Genomic DNA, 19,676 nt, shown 5'->3' with positions numbered 1-19,676 from the left:
CGGGGCCCGGGCCGCAGGGGAGCAGGCCACGACGAGCAGGAGGAGGGGCGATGAGCCGCACCGGCCAGCAGGACGCGCTGCTCGTGGCCCCCGCCCCTGCCCAGCGCCGTGTGAGCGGCGGCGGCGTCATGGCGCCCGTGGCCAGGGTCCTGCTCGACTCGGGTGTGCCGCACCTGGACCGTCTCTTCGACTACCTCGTGCCGCCCGGGCTCGACGCCGCCGCCGCCGAGGGCGTGCGCGTCGTCGTCCGCTTCGGTGGGCAGGAGGTCCAGGGATGGGTCTGGGAACGCGCCAGCACGACGACGCACACCGGCCGGCTGGCGCCCGTGCGCCGCGTCGTGTCCGACCTGCCGGTTGTGCCCGAGGCCACCCGCAGGCTCGTGGAGGCCGTTGCCGCCCGCACCGCAGGCACCCGCTCCGACGTCCTGCGCCTGGCCGTGCCCACCCGGCACGCCACCACGGAGCGCGCCGTGCGCGCCGAGCCCCCCGGGCGCCTGCTCCGGCCCGCCCGCCCGCAGGCGGCCGCCACCGGCTGGGGCGCCTACACCGGTGGCGCCGTCTTCCTGGACGCCGTCAGCGACGGCCACGCCCCGCGGGCGGTCCTGACCGCCCTGCCCGCGCGCGAGGGCGTCCTCGACGACTGGGAGGTCCTGCTCGCCCAGGCCGTGCGGGCCAGCTTGTCCAGCGGGCGCGGGGCGCTCGTCGCCGTCGCCACCACCGCCCAGGCTGAGGAGCTGGCGCCGCGTCTTGGTGACGCCCTCAATGGTGAGGAGGTCCTCGTCCTCAGCGCCGAGCACGGCCCGGCCCGCCGCTACCGGGTCTTCAGCAGGCTGCTTCTGGGCCGCGCGCGCGTGGTCGTCGGCACCCGCGCCGTCGCCTTCGCCCCCGTGGCGGGGCTCGGCCTGGCCGTCATCTGGGATGACGGCGACGACCGCCTTGACGAGCCCCGTGCCCCCTACGTCCACGCCCGCACCGTCCTGGCCCTGCGCAGCGGGCTCGAGCACTGTGCCCTGCTCATCGCCTCGCGCACGCGCAGTGTCGAGGCCCAGTCCTACGTCGCGCAGGGCTGGGCCCGCGACCTTGAGGCCCCACTCCCCCTCGTCCGCGCCACCGTGCCCCGCGTCGAGGTCCCCGCGGACGCCGAGCTCGGCCGCGAGGGCGCCAGCGGCCGAGCCCGTGTCCCCTCCCTCGCGCACCGCGCGCTGCACCGGGCCCTGGGCCACGGACCCGTCCTCGTCCAGGTCGCCCGCTCCGGCTACGCACCCGTCGTCGTGTGCGCCACCTGCCGCGCCGTCGCCCGCTGCCGCTCCTGCTCGGGCCCGCTGTCGATGAGCCGACGTGGTGAGGCGGCCTGCCGCTGGTGCGGGCGTCCCGGGGCCGGGTGGGCGTGCCCGCAGTGCGGGGGCGAGCGCCTACGCATGGGCGGATCGGGCTCCGTGCGCACGGGGGACGAGCTCGGCCGCGCCTTCCCGGGCGTGCCCGTGGTTGTCTCGGGCACCCGAGCCGACCACGGCGTGGTCACCACGGTGGACGCCGCCCCCCGGATCGTCGTGGCCACCCCCGGCGCCGAGCCGGTCGCCGAGGGCGGCTACACGGCGGTCCTCCTGCTCGACGGCGCCGTGCTGTCCTCGCGCCCCGAGCTCGGGGCCTCGAGCGAGGCCCTGCGGCGGTGGGCCAATGCCGTCGTCCTCGCCCGGCGCGACGCCCGGGTCATCCTCCTGGGCTCTCCGGACCTGGCTGTCTCCCAGGCCCTCATGCGCTGGAACCACGCCGGCTTCGCCGCCGAGGAGCTGCGTGAGCGGCTCGAGCTCGAGCTGCCGCCCGCCGTGCGCTGCGCCCGCCTCGACGGCCCGCTCCCGGCGGTCGAGGCCTACCTCCAGACGGCGCGGGAGCAGGGCTGGGACGTGCTCGGACCGGTCCACGCGCCACAGCCAGTGGCCCAGCCCACGAGGGCCGGCGTGCCGGTGCCTGAGCGTGTGCGGGCCCTCGTGCGCGTGCCGCTGAGCCAGGGCCATGACCTGGCCGAGACGCTGCGCCTGCAGTCACGCGAGCGCTCCGTGCGCCGCGAGGACCCCGTGCGCATCGAGCTCGACCCCACCGTGCTGTGGTAGGCCGGTGCCAGTGCGGCGCGCAGGCCACCTGGGGCGGGCGCGGGGAGGTCACCGGCAGGAGCCCCGGGTAGCATGGCAGGCCAGCAGCACCGAGTGTGAGGAGACGCCGTGGAGCACAGCAGCGGGTCCGCCCCTCAGACGGCCTGCGCCGGGCACGGAGCGGTCCCCATCGACGCCGTCGTCCTCGACTGGGGCAACGTCCTGCACCGGTGGCAGGCCCACCGCGCCGTCCAGGGGCGGGTCGATCCCTCGGTGTGGGAGGAGATGGCCACCACCGGCGAGTTCACCCGGTGGAACGCCCTGTGGGACGCCGGCGCCACTAAGCAGGAGGTGCTGGCCGCCGTCGCCGCCGAGCAGCCCGCGCGCACGGACAAGGTCGAGGCCATGCGCACCTACTGGGAGCACTTCGAGGACACCCTCACCGGTCCCGTCCCCGGCACCGCTGCCCTTGTCCAGGCGCTGCTGGGCGCCGGGACGCCCCTGTACTGCCTGACGAACTTCAACCACCTGCTGTGGCCCCTGGGGCGTGAGCGCGTGCCGGAGCTCGCCCGTTTCCGTGGCGTCGTCGTCTCCGGCGAGGAGCGCCTGGTCAAGCCTGACGCCCGCGTCTACCGCCTCCTGCTCGAGCGCTACGGGCTCAGTGCCGGGCGCACTCTCTTCGTGGACGACTCCGCGGCCAACACCGCCGGGGCCGCGGCCGTGGGCCTGCTGACCCACCACTTCACCACCGCTGCCGCGCTGCGCGAGGACCTGGCAGCACGGGGCCTGCTGCCCGCCGCCATAGACTGAGACCCATGCGTGTTCTCTTCGCCGGCACCCCCGAGGTCGCCCTGCCCGTGCTGCGTGCCCTCATGGACCACGAGGAGCACGAGGTCGTCGGGGTCCTCACCCGCGCCGACGCCCGCCGGGGCCGCGGACGCACACTGCACCCCTCACCCGTCGCCGCCCTCGCCCGTGAGGCCGGCCTTGACGTGCGCACCCCGGCCACCCTCAAGGACGAGGACACGCAGGCCTGGGTACGCGGCCTGGGGGCGCAGGTCGGCGTCGTCGTCGCCTACGGCAGGCTCGTGCCCCCCGCCCTGCTCGACGTGCCCGCCCACGGCTGGCTCAACCTCCACTTCTCACTCCTGCCGGCCTGGCGCGGCGCCGCCCCCGTGCAGCGGGCTGTCATGGCCGGGGACCGGGTGACGGGGGCGAGCGTCTTCCGCCTCGAGGAGGGCCTCGACACCGGGCCCGTCTACGCCACGCGCACCGTGCCCGTGACACGGCACGACACGGCTGGTGACCTGCTCACCCGCCTCGCCGACGAGGGCGTCCCCCTCGTCCTGGACGTGCTCAGCGGCCTGGCCCGCGGCAGCGCCGTGGCCACCGCGCAGCCAGAGCAGGGCGTGAGCCTGGCCCCCGTGCTCGTGCCGGCCGACGGCGTGGTGGACTGGAGCCGTCCCGCCGAGCAGATCGACCGGCAGGTCCGCGGCGTCACCCCCGCCCCCGGGGCCCGCACCACCTACCTCGGCACATCCCTGCGCCTGGGCCCCCTCGAGGCCGTGGCCGAGGGCGACGCCACCCTGGCACCCGGAGAGCTGCACGTGACCAAACGAGAGGTCCTGGTGGGAACTGGGAGCACGAGCGTGAGGCTGGGGCTCGTGGCCCCGGCCGGCAAGAGCTGGATGGAGGCCAGCGCCTGGGCCCGTGGCGCGCGCCCCGTCCCCGGCACCCGCCTGGGCACGAGCGACGACGGGCAGGCTCGCTGATGGGCGGCGACCGGGGCGCCCGGGCAGGGCGTGGTGCCGGGCACGGTGGAGCACACCCCCACGCCGGCGCCCAACGGCGCGGTCAGGGACGCGAGCGCGGCCAGGGCAACCAGGGCGGGCGCCGTCACCGGGCCCGCGGGGCCGGCCAGGCAGACGGGATCGGGCAGCAGCCGGGCACCCGCCACGGGCAGGGCAGGCACCCCGGCACGCGCCGGCACGAGGCGGACCCGGCGCGCCTCGTGAGCCTTAAGGCCATGACCCGGGTGCGTGAGGACGGCGCCTACGCCAACCTCGTCCTGCCGCCTCTTGTCGACGAGGCCCGCCTCACCCGCCGTGACGCCGGCTTCGCCACGGCCCTGACCTACGGGACCCTGCGCCTGCAGGGCCGCTACGACGCGATCATCTCGCGCTGCGTGGACCGTCCCCTGGACAGGCTCGACGGCGTCGTCCTCGACGTCCTGCGCCTGGGCGCCCACCAGCTGCTCGGCATGCGCGTGGCCACCCACGGCGCTGTGGACGCCACCGTCAGCCTCGCCTCCCACGCCGCAGGGCGGGGCGCCGCCGGGCTCGTCAACGCCGTGCTCAGGCGCGTGGCGGGCAAGGACCTCGACGCCTGGCTCGAGGAGGTCTCCGCCCAGGCCCCCGACGAGCTCACCGCCCTGTCGCTGACCGAGTCCCACCCCCTGTGGGTCACGTGGGCCATGCGCCAGGCCCTCATGGCCCACGGGCGAGAGGAGGACGAGCTCGCCGCCCTGCTCGCCGCGGACAACACCGACCCGGCCGTCGTCCTGTGTGCCCGTGACGGCCTCATCAGCCCCGAGCACCTGGCCCGCCAGGTTGAGGCCGCCACCGGTACCAAGCCCCGTCCCGGTGACCTGAGCCCCTACGCCCTCATCATGGACGGGGGCGACCCCGGCCGTGTGGAGGCGGTGCGGCGCTCGCGCGCGGGCGTGGAGGACGAGGGCTCCCAGCTCGTTGCCCTCCTGCTGTCCGAGGCCCCCCTCGACGGCCGTGACGAGCGCTGGCTCGACCTGTGCGCCGGCCCCGGCGGCAAAGCGAGCCTGCTGGCCGCCCGCGCAGCCCAGCGCGGTGCCCACCTCGTGGCCAACGAGGTCACCGCGCACCGAGCGGCTCTTGTGCGCGGCGCCCTGCGCGCCGTGCCCGAGGGCGTGGCAGAGGTCCGGTGCGAGGACGGGCGCGGCTACGGCCAGGCCGAGCCGGGCCGCTACGACCGGGTGCTCGTTGACGCCCCCTGCTCGGGGCTCGGCTCCCTGCGGCGCCGGCCCGAGGCGCGCTGGCGCAGGGAGGCGACGGACGTCACCGAGCTGGCCGGCCTCCAGCGCGAGCTGCTCACCAGCGCCCTGGGGGCGGTGCGTCCGGGCGGCCTGGTCGCCTACGTCACCTGCTCGCCGCACGTGATGGAGACCCGTCTGGTGGTCCAGGACGTCATGAGGCGCCTGGCCCGGCAGGGTCAGGACACCGAGCTCGTGCACGCCGGTGACGTCGCCACCCGCGTGGCCCCTGTGCCCCCGGCGGGCGCCCGTGACCAGATGCTCCAGCTGTGGCCGCACGTGGACGGCACAGACGCCATGTTCTGCGCGCTCGTGCGACGGCGCTCCTGAGCGACGAGCCCGCGCCTGCCCTGTGAGTCCCGCACTGTGAAGGAGCCCCGATGACCCCGTGCGCCGCTATCCACCCCTCGATCCTCAACGCCGACCAGGCGCACCTGGCCGATGAGCTCGCCCGTGTCGAGGGCGCCGACGGCCTCCACCTCGACATCATGGACAACCACTTCGTCGGCAACCAGTTCGGCGGCCCCTCCCTGGCCCAGACGGTGCTGGAGCACACGAGCCTGCCCGTGGACGCCCACCTCATGATCGAGGACGCGGACCGCTGGGCGCCCCAGTACGCGGAGATGGGCTGCGCGGTGGTCACCGCCCACGCCGAGGCCACGAGGGCGCCCTTCGTCCTGACGCGTGAGCTGCACCGCCTGGGTGCCGGCGCGGGCCTGGCCCTGCGCCCGGCGACGCCGCTGAGCGTGCTGGAGCCGGTCCTGGCCGAGATCGACCTCCTGCTGCTCATGACGGTGGAACCCGGCTTCGGCGGCCAGTCCTTCATCGACCTCATGCTCCCCAAGATCGCCCAGGCGCGGCGCCTTGTCAGCGAGCAGCACCTCGAGCTGCGCATCCAGGTGGACGGCGGTGTCAACCGCTCGACCATCGAGCGCGCCGCCGAGGCGGGGGCGACGGTCTTCGTGGCGGGCTCGGCCGTCTACGGGGCGCAGGACGCCCTGGAGGAGGTCGAGCACCTGCGGGCGCTGGCCTCAGGGCACCACCACCCCTGAGGTTTGTGGGTAACCTCTAAAACTCGTCTGCGATCTCCTCATCCTCTCCTGCACGGGCCCCAAGCCCCGGGATGTCGCGGAACGGCGCCATGGGCACAACAAGGGCGGCGTGTTTTGTGTGGTGCGCACAAGTGACGCTGAAACGGATCGCCTCTAGCGTGGGGGTGCTGGCGCAGCCACGTCATGCCCTTGTGCATCACGTGCTGTGACGGCACCGCCGGACGACCACCCCCGTCAGCGCTCAGGTGCTGGCACGGGCGTCCGGCCCGGAGGACCGAAGGGATCCCGCTTTGTGCGGGACCACGATCCTCCTCAGAGCGCCGAGACACAGAGGAGCACCGTGCCCACGAGAGCGACCACCAGGGTCCTTGACCGCGTCCTCATCGCCAACCGCGGAGAGATCGCCCTGCGGGTCGTGCGGACCGTCCGCGACCTCGGCGGCACGTCGATCCTGCCCTACACGCCTGAGGACCTCATGTCCCCGGCCGCCGAGCTCGCGGACGAGGCCTACGCCCTGCCCGAGGGCAGCGGGTACACCGACGCCGAGGCCGTCCTCGCGCTGGCCCGTGAGACCGGAGCCCAGGCCATCCACCCCGGCTACGGCTTCCTGTCCGAGAACGACTCCTTCGCTCAGGCCGTCATCGACGCCGGCATCGCGTGGGTGGGCCCCAGCCCCAGTGCCATGCGGGCCCTGGGGGACAAGATGAGCGCCCGCGCCACCGCCGAGCGGGCCGGGGTCGCCCCCGTGCCCGGCATCACCGACTCGGTCACGGACCCCGCCACCGTCATCGCCTTCGCCGCCGAGCACGGCTACCCCGTGGCCCTCAAGCGCACCGACGGCGGTGGCGGACGCGGCATCACCGTCCTGCACGACGACGACGAGGCCCGCACCACCCCCGCCTTCGCCTCGGCCGAGGCCGGCGGCGGCACCCTCATCCTCGAGAAGTTCGTCACCGCGGCCCGTCACGTCGAGACCCAGTGCGCCCGCGACGGCCACGGCGCCTTCGCCGTCGTGTCCACCCGCGACTGCACGCTCCAGCGGCGCAACCAGAAGCTGTTCGAGGAGGCCCCGGCCCCCTTCCTGCCTGCGGGCACCCACGAGCGCCTCGTCGAGGCCTCCCGGCGCCTGCTTGAGACCGTCAGCTACGTCGGCGTCGCCACCTGCGAGTTCCTCCTCACCCCGGAGGGCGACCTGTGGTTCCTCGAGGTCAACCCCCGGCTTCAGGTCGAGCACTGTGTCTCGGAGGAGGTCACCGGCACCGACCTCGTCGAGGTCCAGCTGCGCATCGCCGCCGGCGGCGGGCTCGGCGAGGTCCCCGAGGTCCGCGGGCACTCGGTCGAGCTGCGCATCACGTGCGAGGACCCGGCCACCGGCATGTCGCCCTCGACCGGGACCATCACCCGTCTGCGCTGGCCCGCGGGCCCCGGCGTCCGCATCGAGTCCGGTGTCGTCGAGGGCGACGTCGTCACCCCCCTGTTCGACCCCATGCTCGCCAAGATCGTCGTCACCGGCGCCAGCCGCGAGCAGGCCCTCGCCCGCGCCCGCCGCGCCCTGCGCGAGACGGTGGTTGAGGGCGTCACCGTGTGCACGGCCCTGCACGAGCACGTGCTCAGCCGCCCCGAGCTCACCGGACCGGACGCCGACGGCGGCCTGGGTGTGACCACCCGCTGGATCGAGAGCTCGGTCCTGCCCGCCCTCAGCGCCCCGGCGGCCGCCAGCGTTCCGCTCATCGGCGAGGTCCCGAGCGCGGGCACGAGCACCGTCGCCGGGCCGCGCACCCGCTCAAGCTACGTCATCGAGATCAACGGCCGCCGCCTGAGCCTCACCCTGCCCGACGGCATCCTGGGTGGGCCCGGCGCCCGGCACAACATCGGGGCCCGTCCCCACCGGGCCCCCCAGCCGCTGCGCTCGCGCTCACGCGCCCGCTCCGGGGGCCAGCTTGCCGTTGACGGCGGCGCCCCCGCACCCGAGGGCGTCATCGCCGCCCCGATGCAGGCGATCGTCACCCGCATCTGCGTCGAGCCCGGGTGCCGTGTCCACGAGGGCGACCTCCTCGTGGTCCTGGAGTCGATGAAGATGGAGAACTACGTGCACGCCCCCCATGACGGCCTCGTCGAGGCCGTTGACGTCAGCGCCGGGCAGACCGTCAGCGCGGGCGAGGAGCTGCTGCGCCTGAGCAGCCCCGGTGAGCCGACCGACGAGGCACAGGAGGCCTGAGCCGTGACCACAACCGCCACCCCCAGCGCCTCCGGCGCCACCACCCCGAGGCCCCACCAGGCCCCCGGCGGCCTCCCGCTGGCACAGACCCTGGCCGGCTCGCCGGCCACCGAGGCCTTCCGCGAGCGCGCGGACCGCATCGCCCGCGAGGCCGAGGACACCGCCGCCGCCCGCCAGCACGCCAAGGGCAAGCAGACCGCCCGCGAGCGCATCGACGCCCTGCTCGACATCTCGACCTTCCTCGAGATCGGCCGCTACACCGGCTCCGGCGCGGGGGACAAGGCCCGCCCGAGCGGTGTCGTCACCGGGTTCGGGCAGATCGACGGCCGTCAGGTCGCCGTCTACTCCCAGGACTTCTCCGTCTCGGGTGGCGCGCTGGGCGCGGTGGAGGGCGACAAGATCGTGCGCCTGCTCGACGACGCCCTGCGGCTGCAGATCCCGGTCATCGGGCTCATCGACTCCGGCGGCGCCAAGATCCAGGAGGGGGTGGCGGCCCTGCGCCAGTACGGGCGCATCTTCAACCGCACCTGCGCCGCCTCCGGGCTCGTGCCGCAGATCAGCGTCATCCTCGGTCCCTGCGCCGGCGGCGCCGTCTACAGCCCCGCGCTGACCGACTTCGTCATCGCCACCCGCGAGGCCTCGCACATGTTCGTCACCGGGCCCGACGTCGTGCGCGCCGTCACCGGTGAGCGCATCAGCGCCGAGGACCTCGGCGGCGCGCAGATCCACGGCTCGGTCTCCGGCGTCGTCCACTACGTCGCCGAGGACGAGGCCGACGCCCTGGCCCAGGTGCGCACCCTGCTGGCCTACCTGCCCTCCAGCGCCGAGCAGGAGGCACCCCGTTACGCCTACGACGACGCCGACCGGGTCCAGGACCGCCTGGCCGCTGCCGGCGTGGGCACGATCGTGCCCGCCTCCACCCGGCAGGCCTACGACGTCGTCGATGTCGTCGCAGCCCTCGTGGACCACGGCGAGCTCGTCCAGGTCCAGGAGGACTTCGCCGCCAACGTCGTGGTCGGCTTCGCCTGCTTCGAGGGCCGTCCGGTCGGCATCGTGGCCAACCAGCCCATGGTTGACGCCGGCACCCTCGACGTGGACGCCTCCGAGAAGCTCGCCCGCTTCGTGCGCTTCTGTGACGCCTTCGGGCTGCCCGTCGTCACCTTCGTCGATGTGCCCGGCTACCGCCCCGGCGCCGAGCAGGAGCACGCCGGCATCATCCGGCGCGGCGCGAAGGTCATCAACGCCTACGCCACCGCCACCGTCCCGCTGGTGACCGTCGTGCTGCGCAAGGCCTACGGCGGCGCCTACATCGTCATGGGCTCCAAGGCCATTGGAGCCGACCTCAACTTCGCCTGGCCCGGCGCCGAGATCGCCGTGCTGGGCGCGGCGGGCGCCGTCGGCATCATCCACCGCCGCGAGCTGGCCAGGGTGCGCGACGAGCAGGGCGAGCAGGCCGCCGCCGCCGAGCACGAGCGCCTGGTCGCCGAGTACGACAGCAGCGTCATCAACCCCGACAAGGCCGTGGCCATCGGGGAGATCGACGCCGTCATCGCCCCCGAGGACACCCGCACCGTCATCGTCGACTCCCTCGCCGCCCTGGCGGCCAAGCAGGACGCGGCGCGCACGCCAACCAAGAAGCACGACAACGGACCCCTGTGAGCCCCACGTGAGCACGAGCACCCCCACCACCGACCCGACCCAGACCCCGACGACTGAGGACCGCATGAGCACCCAGCCCACCACCACCAGCACCACGACGGCCGACCGCCTCGCCCAGGGCGAGGGCTACGTCCTCATGTTCGGAGGACAGGCCACCCCGTGGCGCGCCACCCTCAGCGAGCTGGTCGGCACCGACCGCAGCCTCGCCGCCGGCCTCGTGGCCCTGGACGAGGCCGTCTGCCGCCGTCTGGCCCCCGTGTCCACCGACCTGCTCGTCGTCACCCCGCGCGGCGGCCGCCTGCTCGACGAGTCCGCCACCCCGCTCGCCCCGGCCAGCGCCGCCGCGGACACCGCCGACGTGTCCGTGCCCGGCATCCTCATGGCCCAGCACGCCGTGCTGGCCGGACTGCCCGGCGCCGGCGTCAACGTCCTGGGTGAGACCGCCCCCGCCGCGGTCATCGGCCACTCGCAGGGCGTGCTCGGCGTGGCACTGCTGCGGGCCCTGGCGGCCGCCGGCGGCGACATGACGCACGAGGGCGTCACCGACGTCCACGCCCTGGCGCGTCTCATCGGCGCGGCCGCTGCCCGCACCACCCAGCGCCTGGGACTGGGCGCCTCGGGTGAGTCCACCCCCATGCTCTCCGTGCGCGGAGTCACCCGCGAGGTCCTGGATGCCGTGCTGACGCGCGTGCCCGGCCTCACCGGGGAGCACGCCGTGACCGTCGGCGTCGTCAACGGCCGCCAGGCCCACATCCTGTCCGGGCGCCCGACGGACCTCGAGCGCGTCGTCACCGCCCTGGACAAGGCCGCGGCCCGCTCCGCCGAGGACCGCAAGGAGCGTCGCCGCGGCGGCGCCGTCCTGGCTCCCGTCACCGAGTTCCTCGCCACCTCCGTCCCCTTCCACACGCCGCTGCTCGAGCAGGCCGTGAGCGACGTCGTGGCCTGGGCCGGACGCTGCGGCATCGACACCGGGCTGGCGCACGACCTCGCCGTCGCCGTTCTCATCGACCCGGTCGACTGGCCGGCCCTGGTCACCGACGCCCTGGAGCGCGCCGACGGCGCCCGCCTCGTGCTCGACCTCGGCCCCGGCACCGTCCTGGCCCGCCTGACCGAGGCGGTCGTCGCCGGCACGGGCACGAGCGTCGTCGCCGCGGGCACCGCCCGGGCCCTGGACGACCTCGACCGCCCCGGCGCCGCCCCGGCACCCAGCGTGGACCGTGCCCGCTTCGCCCCGCGCCTGACCCGGCTGCCTGACGGCCGTCTGACCCTGTCCACGGCCTTCACCCGTCTGACCGGCCGCTCCGCGGTCCTGCTTGCGGGCATGACCCCCACGACGGTTGACGCCGAGATCGTCGCCGCGGCCGCCAACGCGGGCTACTGGGCCGAGCTGGCCGGCGGTGGCCAGGTCACCGCCAAGGTCCTGGCCGACAACCTCGCCTCCCTTGAGGCCCAGCTCGAGCCGGGCCGGACGGCCGCCTTCAACGCCATGTTCATGGACCGCTACCTGTGGAACCTCCAGCTGGGCACGCAGCGCCTGCTGTCCAAGGCCCGCGGCGCCGGCACCCCCATCGACGGCATCGTCATCTCCGCCGGCATCCCCGAGCTGGACGAGGCCCTCGAGCTCATCGAGCGTCTGCACGGCGAGGGCTTCCCCTACATCGCCTTCAAGCCCGGCACGGTGGACCAGATCCGTCAGGTCATCTCCATTGCCGCTGCCGCGCCGCACGCCCAGGTCATCATGCAGATCGAGGACGGGCACGCCGGCGGGCACCACTCGTGGGAGGACCTGGACACCATGCTCCTGGCCACCTACGACGCCGTGCGCGCCCGCGACAACATCGTCCTCGTCGTCGGCGGCGGCATCGGCACCCCCGAGAAGGCCGCCCGCTACCTCACCGGTGCCTGGGCCCGCCGCTACGGCACTGCCGACGCCCCGGTTGACGGCGTCATGGTCGGCACCGCCGCCATGACGGCCCTGGAGGCCAGGACCAACGAGGACGTCAAGCAGCTGCTCGTGGACACCCCCGGGATCACCGAGGGCACCGAGGGCGCCATCGACGGCTGGGTGGCCTCGGGAGCCTCCGCCGGCGGCATGACCTCGGGCCTGTCGCACCTGCGCGCCGACCTGTACGAGATCGACAACTCCTCCGCCCGCGCCGCCCGCCTCATCCAGGCCGTCGCCGGTGACGAGCAGGCCGTCGCCGCCCGCCGCGACGAGCTCATCGAGGCCATGTCCCGCACGGCCAAGCCCTACTTCGGCGACGTTGACGCGATGACCTACCTGCAGTGGCTCACCCGTTACGCCGAGCTGACCGTCAGCCCGCACGAGGGCCGCGCGGCCACCGAGGCCGACTGGATGGATGAGGGCTGGTACGACCGCTTCCTCGACATGCTGCACCGGGTCGAGGCCCGCCTGAGCGAGGCCGACCACGGCGAGGTCCCCACGCTCTTCGCGGACCACGCCAGCGTCCTCGACTCCGACGCCGCCCTGGCCGCCGTCGCCGAGCGCTACCCGGCCGCCACCACGACCCTCGTGGAGCCCGCGGACGCCGCCTGGTTCGTGGACCTGTGCGCCAAGCACCCCAAGCCCTGCCCCTTCGTCCCGGTCCTCGACGCCGACATCCTGCGCCGCTGGGGACAGGACTCCCTGTGGCAGGCGCAGGACCCGCGCTACACGGCCGACCAGGTGCGTATCATCCCGGGGCCCGTCGCGGTCGCCGGCATCACCACCGTCAACGAGCCCATCGGCCACCTCCTGGGCCGTTTCGAGGCCGCCGCCGTCCAGGCCCTGCAGGAGGCCGGCACCGCCGAGCAGGCCGCCGCCGGCCGCCTGGGCGCCAGCTCGCCGGCCGTGGGGGCCGCCCCCGTCAAGGACGCCACCGAGCTGGTGCGCGCCACCCCGCACGTGCTGTGGAACGGGCACCTGACCACCAACCCGGCGCGCGTCCTCGAGGACAGCGCCTACGACGTCGTCCACCGCCCCGACGTCGCCGAGGACGCCTACGACCTCGACATCCACCTCGACACCCACTGGGACGCCACTCCCGGCGGACAGTCCGTCCACGCCGTGCGACGCCTGGTCGTGCCCCTGCGGCTCGCCGCCGCCTGGGACGGGGCCGCCCCCCTGGTGGACCCCAGCCGTATCAGTGACACGATGAACGAGCTGCTGCGCCGCACCGCCGGCGTCGGCTCTGTCTCCGCCGCCGGTGACCACATCGAGGCCCTGCCCGAGGTCGTCGCCGCCGTCGAGGGGGCTGTGGACGCGCTCGGCCGGCCCGCCACCCAGCCCTTCGGGACGGTCCACGACTCCTTCACGCTCGCGGCGACCCTGGGCGTGGACCACGCCGCCGTCACCGCCAACGCCCTTCCCACGGGCCTGAGCGCCGCCAGCCTCGTGCCGGACGCGCTGCTGGGACCCTGCTGGCCCACGGTCTACGCCGCCCTGGGCTCGGTTGTCGAGGACGGGATGCCGCTGATCGAGGGGCTGCTGGGCGCCGTCCACCTGGACCACACCGTCGACCTGCACCGCTCGCTGGCCGACCTGGCCGCCTGGGCGGGCCCGCAGGCTCGGGTGCGCGTGGACGGTTGGGTCGCCGCTCTGGAGGAGTCCAGCGCGGGGCGCGTGGTCGATGTGCGCCTGCAGCTGACCGACGCCTCCGAGGGCGAGCGCTCCGGCGAGGTCATCGCCCTCATGCGCGAGCGCTTCGCCATCCGTGGGCGCGCCCACGGCACGGCCGTGCCCTCCTCACCCGAGCTCGCCGGCGGCACCGGCCGCGAGGTCGAGCCCGCTGCGCGCCGCCTGCTGCGCCGCGTGCGCGTCACCGCGCCCACGGACATGACGGCCTTCGCACGCGTCTCGGGTGACTACAACCCGATCCACACCAGCTACCACGCCGCGAAGGTCGCGGGCATGCAGGCCCCGCTCGTGCACGGCATGTGGCTGTCGGCCACTGCCGAGCAGGTCGCCGCCTCCACCGACGTCGACGGCCAGCGCCACGTGCTCGCCGGCTGGACCTACGTCATGCTGGGCACCGTCGACCTGGAGGACGTCGTCGAGATCTCCGTCGAGCGCACGGGCCTCGTGCGCGGCGGCGGCCTCGCCCTGGAGGTCACCTGCCGCATCGGCGACGAGGTCGTCTCACGCGGCACCGCGGTCACCACCGCCGAGCCCACCGCCTACGTCTTCCCCGGCCAGGGCATCCAGGCCCAGGGCATGGGCCTGGACGAGATGAGCGCCTCGCGCGCCGCCCGCGAGGTGTGGGAGCGCGCCGACGCGCACACCCGCGCCGAGCTCGGCTTCTCCGTCATCAACCTCGTGCGCGACAACCCCACCGAGATGACGGCACGGGGCACCACCTACCGCCACCCCGAGGGCCTGCTCAACCTCACCCAGTTCACGCAGGTGGCGCTCGCCACCGTCGCCATGGCCACCGTGGCCAGGCTGTCCGAGGCGGGGGCGCTGGTCGAGGACGCCGCCTTCGCCGGCCACTCGCTGGGCGAGTACACGGCCCTGAGCGCCTACGGGCGCGTCATGCCGGTGGAGACGACGATCTCCATCGTCTTCCAGCGCGGCTCGACCATGCACAGCCTCGTCGAGCGCGACGAGAACGGCGCGTCGAACTACCGCATGGGCGCCCTGCGCCCGGTGATGGCCGGCATCCGCGCTGAGGACGTCGAGTCCTACGTGGCCGGTGTCGCCGAGGCCTCGGGCGAGTTCCTGCAGATCGTCAACTACAACCTCGCCGGCCAGCAGTACGCGGTGGCAGGCACGGTCAAGGGGCTCGAGGCCCTGGCCCGCGACTCGCGCGAGCGGGCCGAGGCGCGCGGCGCGAAGAACCCCTTCATGTACGTGCCCGGCATCGACGTGCCCTTCCACTCCGAGGTGCTGCGTCCGGGCGTGCCCGAGTTCCGTGACCGGCTGCTCGCCCTCATCCCGCAGGACCTCGACCACGAGCGCCTCGTGGGCCGCTACGTGCCCAACCTCGTGGCACGCCCCTTCGCCCTGACGCCCGAGTTCGCCCAGGCGATCCTCGACGTCGTGCCCTCCGAGCCCGTGCGTGAGGCCCTGGCGGACTGGCCGGCGCGTGCCAGCCGTCCGCGTGAGCTCGCCCGCCTGCTGCTCGTCGAGCTCCTGGCCTGGCAGTTCGCCTCCCCGGTGCGCTGGATCGAGACGCAGGACGTGCTCTTCCGCGCCCAGCAGGACGGCGGGCTGGGCATCGAGCACCTCGTGGAGGTCGGCCTGGCCGCCTCCCCGACGCTGGCGAACATGGCGGCGCGCACGCTGCTGCTGCCGGCCTACGCCGGACGCCGGGTCGTCGTCCACAACGTCCGCCGCGACGAGTCGCGTGTGCTCGCCACGGACACCGACCCGGCCGTCGAGGAGGTCATGGACGACGCCCTGCCGACGGCGACGCCCGCGCCCGTGGCCTCGGCGCCGAGCCCGGACACGGCTGCGCAGGCTCCGGAGCCCGAGCAGGCCCCGCAGGTCGAGGTCGTGCCCGCAGCGCCCGCTCCCGCCGTGGCCGCAGGCCCGGTCGAGGACCTGCCCTTCGGCGCCACGGACGCCCTGACCGTCCTGCTCGCGCACGCCGCCCGCCTGGCCCCCAGCCAGATCGGCGCCACCGACACCACCGAGACCCTCACCAACGGCGTCTCCTCGCGGCGCAACCAGCTCCTCATGGACCTGGGCACCGAGCTCCAGCTGGCCTCCATCGACGGCGCGGCTGACGCCGACATGCCCTCGCTGGCCGCCATCGTCGCCAAGGGCGCCCCAGGCTACAAGCCCTTCGGCCCCGTGCTCACCGACGCCATCCGCTCCGGCCTGGGCCGGATCCTCGGCCCGTCGGGGGTGCGCGCCAGCCGCGTCGCCGAGCGCGTGACCGGCACCTGGGGCCTGGGCGAGGGCTGGGTCTCCCACGTCACCGTCGCCCTGTTCCTGGGCACCCGCGAGGGCGCCTCCGTGCGCGGCGAGGACCTGGCGACCCTGGGCTCCTCGGCCCCGCTGGGCTCCGCCGCCGCCGTGGACGCCCTTATCGACAAGGCCGTCCAGGCGGTCGCCGCAGACCACGGCGTCGCCGTCGCCAAGCCCTCCGCGGGGGGTGGCGCCGGAGGCTCGGTCGTGGACTCCGCGGCGCTGGACGCCTTCAGCGAGAAGGTCACCGGCGAGGCCGGCGTGCTGGCCACGACGGCCCGCACCCTGCTGGAGGCCCTCGGCCTGGCCGCCCCCGCGGGCGCCAGCGCTGAGGCGCTGGCCGAGGCCGCCTCGGACTCCGCGGCCACCCAGGCCCTCGTGTCCGCCGTTGACGCCGAGCTCGGCACCGGCTGGCTGGCCTCCGTCACCCCGGCATTCGACCCGCGGCGGGCCGTGCTCATCGACGACCGCTGGGCCACCGCCCGCGAGGACCTTGCCCGCCTGGGCAACGGCGAGATGCGCATGAGCCAGGCGCGCGAGCACCTGGCACCCGAGCGCTTCACGGGCCTGGGCCAGGCCGTGGCCGACCAGGCCGCCTGGTGGGCGCAGCGCCTGGAGTCCGAGGGCCACGGCAAGCGTGCGACCCTCGCCCGCGCCATCAGCGAGGCCGCCCGCACGACGCCGCAGCCGGGCTCCGCCCCGGTCCGCTGGGCCGAGGACGTTGCCGTTGTCACCGGCGTGGCCCCCGGCTCCATCGCCGCGGCCGTCGTCGGCGAGCTGCTGTCGGGCGGCGCCACGGTCATCGCCACCTCCTCGCGTCTGACCCACGAGCGCCTGGCCTTCGCGACCAGGCTCTACCGTGAGCACGCCAGCGCCGGGGCGCGCCTGTGGATCGTGCCGGCCAACCTCGCCTCGTACCGCGACGTTGACGCGCTCGCCGCGTGGATCGGCAACGACGAGGTCGTCACCTCGGGCGGCACCTCCACCCTCGTCAAGGAGGCGCTGGTTCCGACCCTCCTGTTCCCCTTCGCCGCACCGCGCGTGTCGGGCACACTGGCCGACGCGGGCCCCGAGTCCGAGTCCCAGACCCGCCTGCTCCTGTGGAGCGTCGAGCGCACCATCGCGGCGCTGTCGGCCATTGGCACGGACACCCACGTGGACCACCGTCTGCACGTGGTGCTGCCGGGCTCGCCGAACCGAGGCACCTTCGGCGGCGACGGCGCCTACGGCGAGGTCAAGTCCGCTCTGGACGCCGTGGTCAACCGCTGGTCCTCCGAGAGCTCCTGGTCCCAGCGCGTCACGCTGGCCCACCCGCGCATCGGCTGGGTGCGCGGCACCGGCCTCATGGGCGGCAACGACCCGCTGGTCGCCGCCGTCGAGGCCGCGGGCGTGCGCACCTGGGCGACCGAGGAGATCGCCGCCGAGCTCGTCGCCCTGTGCCTTCCCCAGGTGCGTGCCGCCGCCGCCCAGGCGCCGGTGGACGCCGACCTCACCGGCGGCCTCGGTGACGGCGTGGACCTCGTGGCCCTGCGCGAGCAGGCCGCCGGCACCCCACAGGCCCCCGTCGAGGAGTCCGGGACGCAGGCAAGCGTTGCCGCCCTGCCCACCCCGGTCACTCCGGTGCAGCCCACCGCCCCGGACTGGGGCGAGGTCACCACGGACCTGGAGGACATGGTCGTCATCGTCTCCACCGGCGAGGTCTCGACCTGGGGCACCGCCCGCACCCGCCGTCAGGCCGAGCTGGGCATGAGCGGCGGCGAGGACGTCGAGCTCACCGCCGCCGGCGTGCTCGAGCTCGCCTGGGGCATGGGCCTGCTCACGTGGCAGGACTCCCCGACGGCCGGCTGGTACGACGCCGACGGCGAGATGGTCGCCGAGGACGAGATCTACGACCGCTACCGCGACGAGGTGGTGGCCCGCTGCGGCATCCGCCAGTTCACCGACGACGGGGTCATCGCCCCCGACGCGGAGATCGACGTGCCCGTCTACCTCGACGCCGACATCACCCTCAGCGTCCCCGACGAGGCCACGGCCCGTTCGGTGGCGCAGGCCGACCCCGAGCACACGCTCATCGAGGCCGATGCGCAGACGGGGGAGTGGACCGTCACCCGCCTGGCCGGCTCGATGGTGCGTGTGCCGCGCCGGGCCGCGCTCTCGCGCACGGTCGGCGGCCAGATGCCCACGGGTTTCGACCCGCGCAGGTGGGGCATCCCCGCCTCGATGGTCGAGGGCATGGACACGATCGCCTCCTGGAACCTCGTGACCGCGGTGGAGGCCTTCCTCGCGGCCGGCTTCACTCCCGCTGAGCTGCTCACGGCCGTTCACCCCTGCGACGTCGCCTCCACGCAGGGCACCGGCTTCGGCGGCATGGAGTCCATGCGCAAGATGTTCGTCGGCAGGCTCCTGGACGAGGAGCGTCCCAGCGACATCCTCCAGGAGGCCCTGCCCAACGTCGTGGCAGCGCACGTGATGCAGTCCTACGTCGGCGGCTACGGCTCGATGGTCCAGCCGGTGTCGGCCTGCGCCACCGCAGCGGTCTCCGTCGAGGAGGGCTTCGACAAGATCGTCCTGGGCAAGGCCGACGTCGTCGTCGCCGGCGCCATCGACGACATCTCCATCGAGTCGGTGGTCGGCTTCGGCAACATGAACGCCACCGCCGAGGCGGCCGCGATGCGCGCCAAGGGCATCTCGGACCGTCACTTCTCGCGCGCCAACGACCGCCGTCGCGGCGGCTTCGTCGAGGCCGAGGGAGGCGGCACCGTCATCCTCGCCCGGGCCTCGGTGGCCCAGCGCCTGGGCCTGCCGGTGGCCGGTGTGCTCGGCTTCGTCTCCTCCTACGCCGACGGCGCCCACACCTCCATCCCGGCCCCCGGCCTGGGTGCGCTCGGTGCGGGCCGCGGCGGCACGGGCTCCCGGCTGGCGCGTGCGCTCAGGGCACTGGGCGTCGAGGCCGACGACATCGCCGTGGTGTCCAAGCACGACACCTCAACCAAGGCCAACGACCCCAACGAGTCCGAGCTGCACACGCGCCTGGCCCGTGCCCTGGGCCGCAGCGAGGGCAACCCGCTGGTGGCGGTGTCGCAGAAGTCGGTGACCGGTCACGCCAAGGGTGGTGCCGCGCTGTTCCAGATCGCGGGCCTCACCGAGGTCCTGGCCACCGGGGTCGCGCCCGGCAACGCCAGCCTCGACGTCGTGGACGCGCCGCTGGCCAAGGACGCCTTCTGGGTGTGGCCGCGCACGCCGATCTGCCTGCCCACCCGCGGCGGCGTGGTGCGTGCCGGCCTGCTCACGAGCCTGGGCTTCGGCCACGTCTCCGGGCTCATCGCGGTGGTCCACCCCGGTGCCTTCGAGGCGGCGCTGCGTCAGGCCGGCGGCCAGGAGGCCGTGGACGCCTGGCTCGCCAGCGCCAACCGTCGTCTGGCCGAGGGCGCGCGCCGTCGTCGGGCGGGCATGATCGGGCGCGCCTCGCTCTTCGAGCCGGTTGAGGGCCGTCGCCTGGGCGACAAGGGCCCGCACCGCGACCCCCACGAGGTCGAGGCCGCCATGCTGCTCGACCCGGAGGCCCGTCTGGGCGCCGACGGCGTGTACCACGCGGGGCAGTGACCCCGGCGGTGCGCTTGGCCGCACCGTCAGTGAGTGTGGGCGGGGCCCGCAGCGAGCAGGTGCTTGCTGCGGGCCCCGC

The 19,676-nt window shown here is 74.7% G+C and carries 8 protein-coding genes; all 8 read left to right on the top strand.

The window, feature by feature from the left end:
- The first annotated feature begins 50 nt into the window (after nucleotides 1-50).
- The 8 genes from ACSJJR_RS01205 (at nucleotide 51) to ACSJJR_RS01170 (ending at nucleotide 19,597) form a co-directional block, all read left to right on the top strand.
- The gene (locus tag ACSJJR_RS01205; protein ID WP_435941678.1) at nucleotides 51-2,111 is read left to right on the top strand and encodes a primosomal protein N'; all 2,061 of its coding nucleotides are present in this window, start codon (nucleotides 51-53) and stop codon (nucleotides 2,109-2,111) included.
- Between the two features lie 108 nt (nucleotides 2,112-2,219).
- Entirely contained in the window at nucleotides 2,220-2,900 is a 681-nt protein-coding gene (locus ACSJJR_RS01200) for an HAD-IA family hydrolase (protein WP_435941677.1), read from the top strand.
- A gap of 5 nt (nucleotides 2,901-2,905) precedes the next feature.
- Entirely contained in the window at nucleotides 2,906-3,862 is a 957-nt protein-coding gene (gene fmt, locus ACSJJR_RS01195) for a methionyl-tRNA formyltransferase (RefSeq protein ID WP_435941676.1), read from the top strand.
- 254 nt (nucleotides 3,863-4,116) lie between these two features.
- Nucleotides 4,117-5,484 carry an RsmB/NOP family class I SAM-dependent RNA methyltransferase gene (locus ACSJJR_RS01190; protein ID WP_435941767.1) on the top strand — a complete coding sequence of 456 codons (1,368 nt, stop codon included), beginning with the start codon at nucleotides 4,117-4,119 and terminating at the stop codon, nucleotides 5,482-5,484.
- 50 nt (nucleotides 5,485-5,534) lie between these two features.
- Nucleotides 5,535-6,206, top strand: coding sequence for a ribulose-phosphate 3-epimerase (rpe, locus tag ACSJJR_RS01185; protein ID WP_435941675.1), 672 nt, complete (start codon nucleotides 5,535-5,537; stop codon nucleotides 6,204-6,206).
- 340 nt (nucleotides 6,207-6,546) lie between these two features.
- Nucleotides 6,547-8,424 carry a biotin carboxylase N-terminal domain-containing protein gene (locus tag ACSJJR_RS01180; RefSeq protein ID WP_435941674.1) on the top strand — a complete coding sequence of 626 codons (1,878 nt, stop codon included), beginning with the start codon at nucleotides 6,547-6,549 and terminating at the stop codon, nucleotides 8,422-8,424.
- Between the two features lie 90 nt (nucleotides 8,425-8,514).
- Complete coding sequence (locus ACSJJR_RS01175; protein WP_435941766.1) at nucleotides 8,515-10,083, top strand: acyl-CoA carboxylase subunit beta; 1,569 nt, start codon at nucleotides 8,515-8,517, stop codon at nucleotides 10,081-10,083.
- A gap of 64 nt (nucleotides 10,084-10,147) precedes the next feature.
- Nucleotides 10,148-19,597: a fatty acid synthase subunit beta domain-containing protein gene (locus tag ACSJJR_RS01170; RefSeq protein ID WP_435941765.1), complete on the top strand. Its 9,450-nt coding sequence runs from the start codon at nucleotides 10,148-10,150 to the stop codon at nucleotides 19,595-19,597.
- Nucleotides 19,598-19,676 lie beyond the last annotated feature (79 nt).

The sequence above is a fragment of the Actinomyces sp. W5033 genome (genome assembly GCF_051303165.1).
The sequence above is the reverse complement of the archived record's forward strand: the minus strand, read 5'-3'. Positions and strand labels throughout refer to the sequence as shown.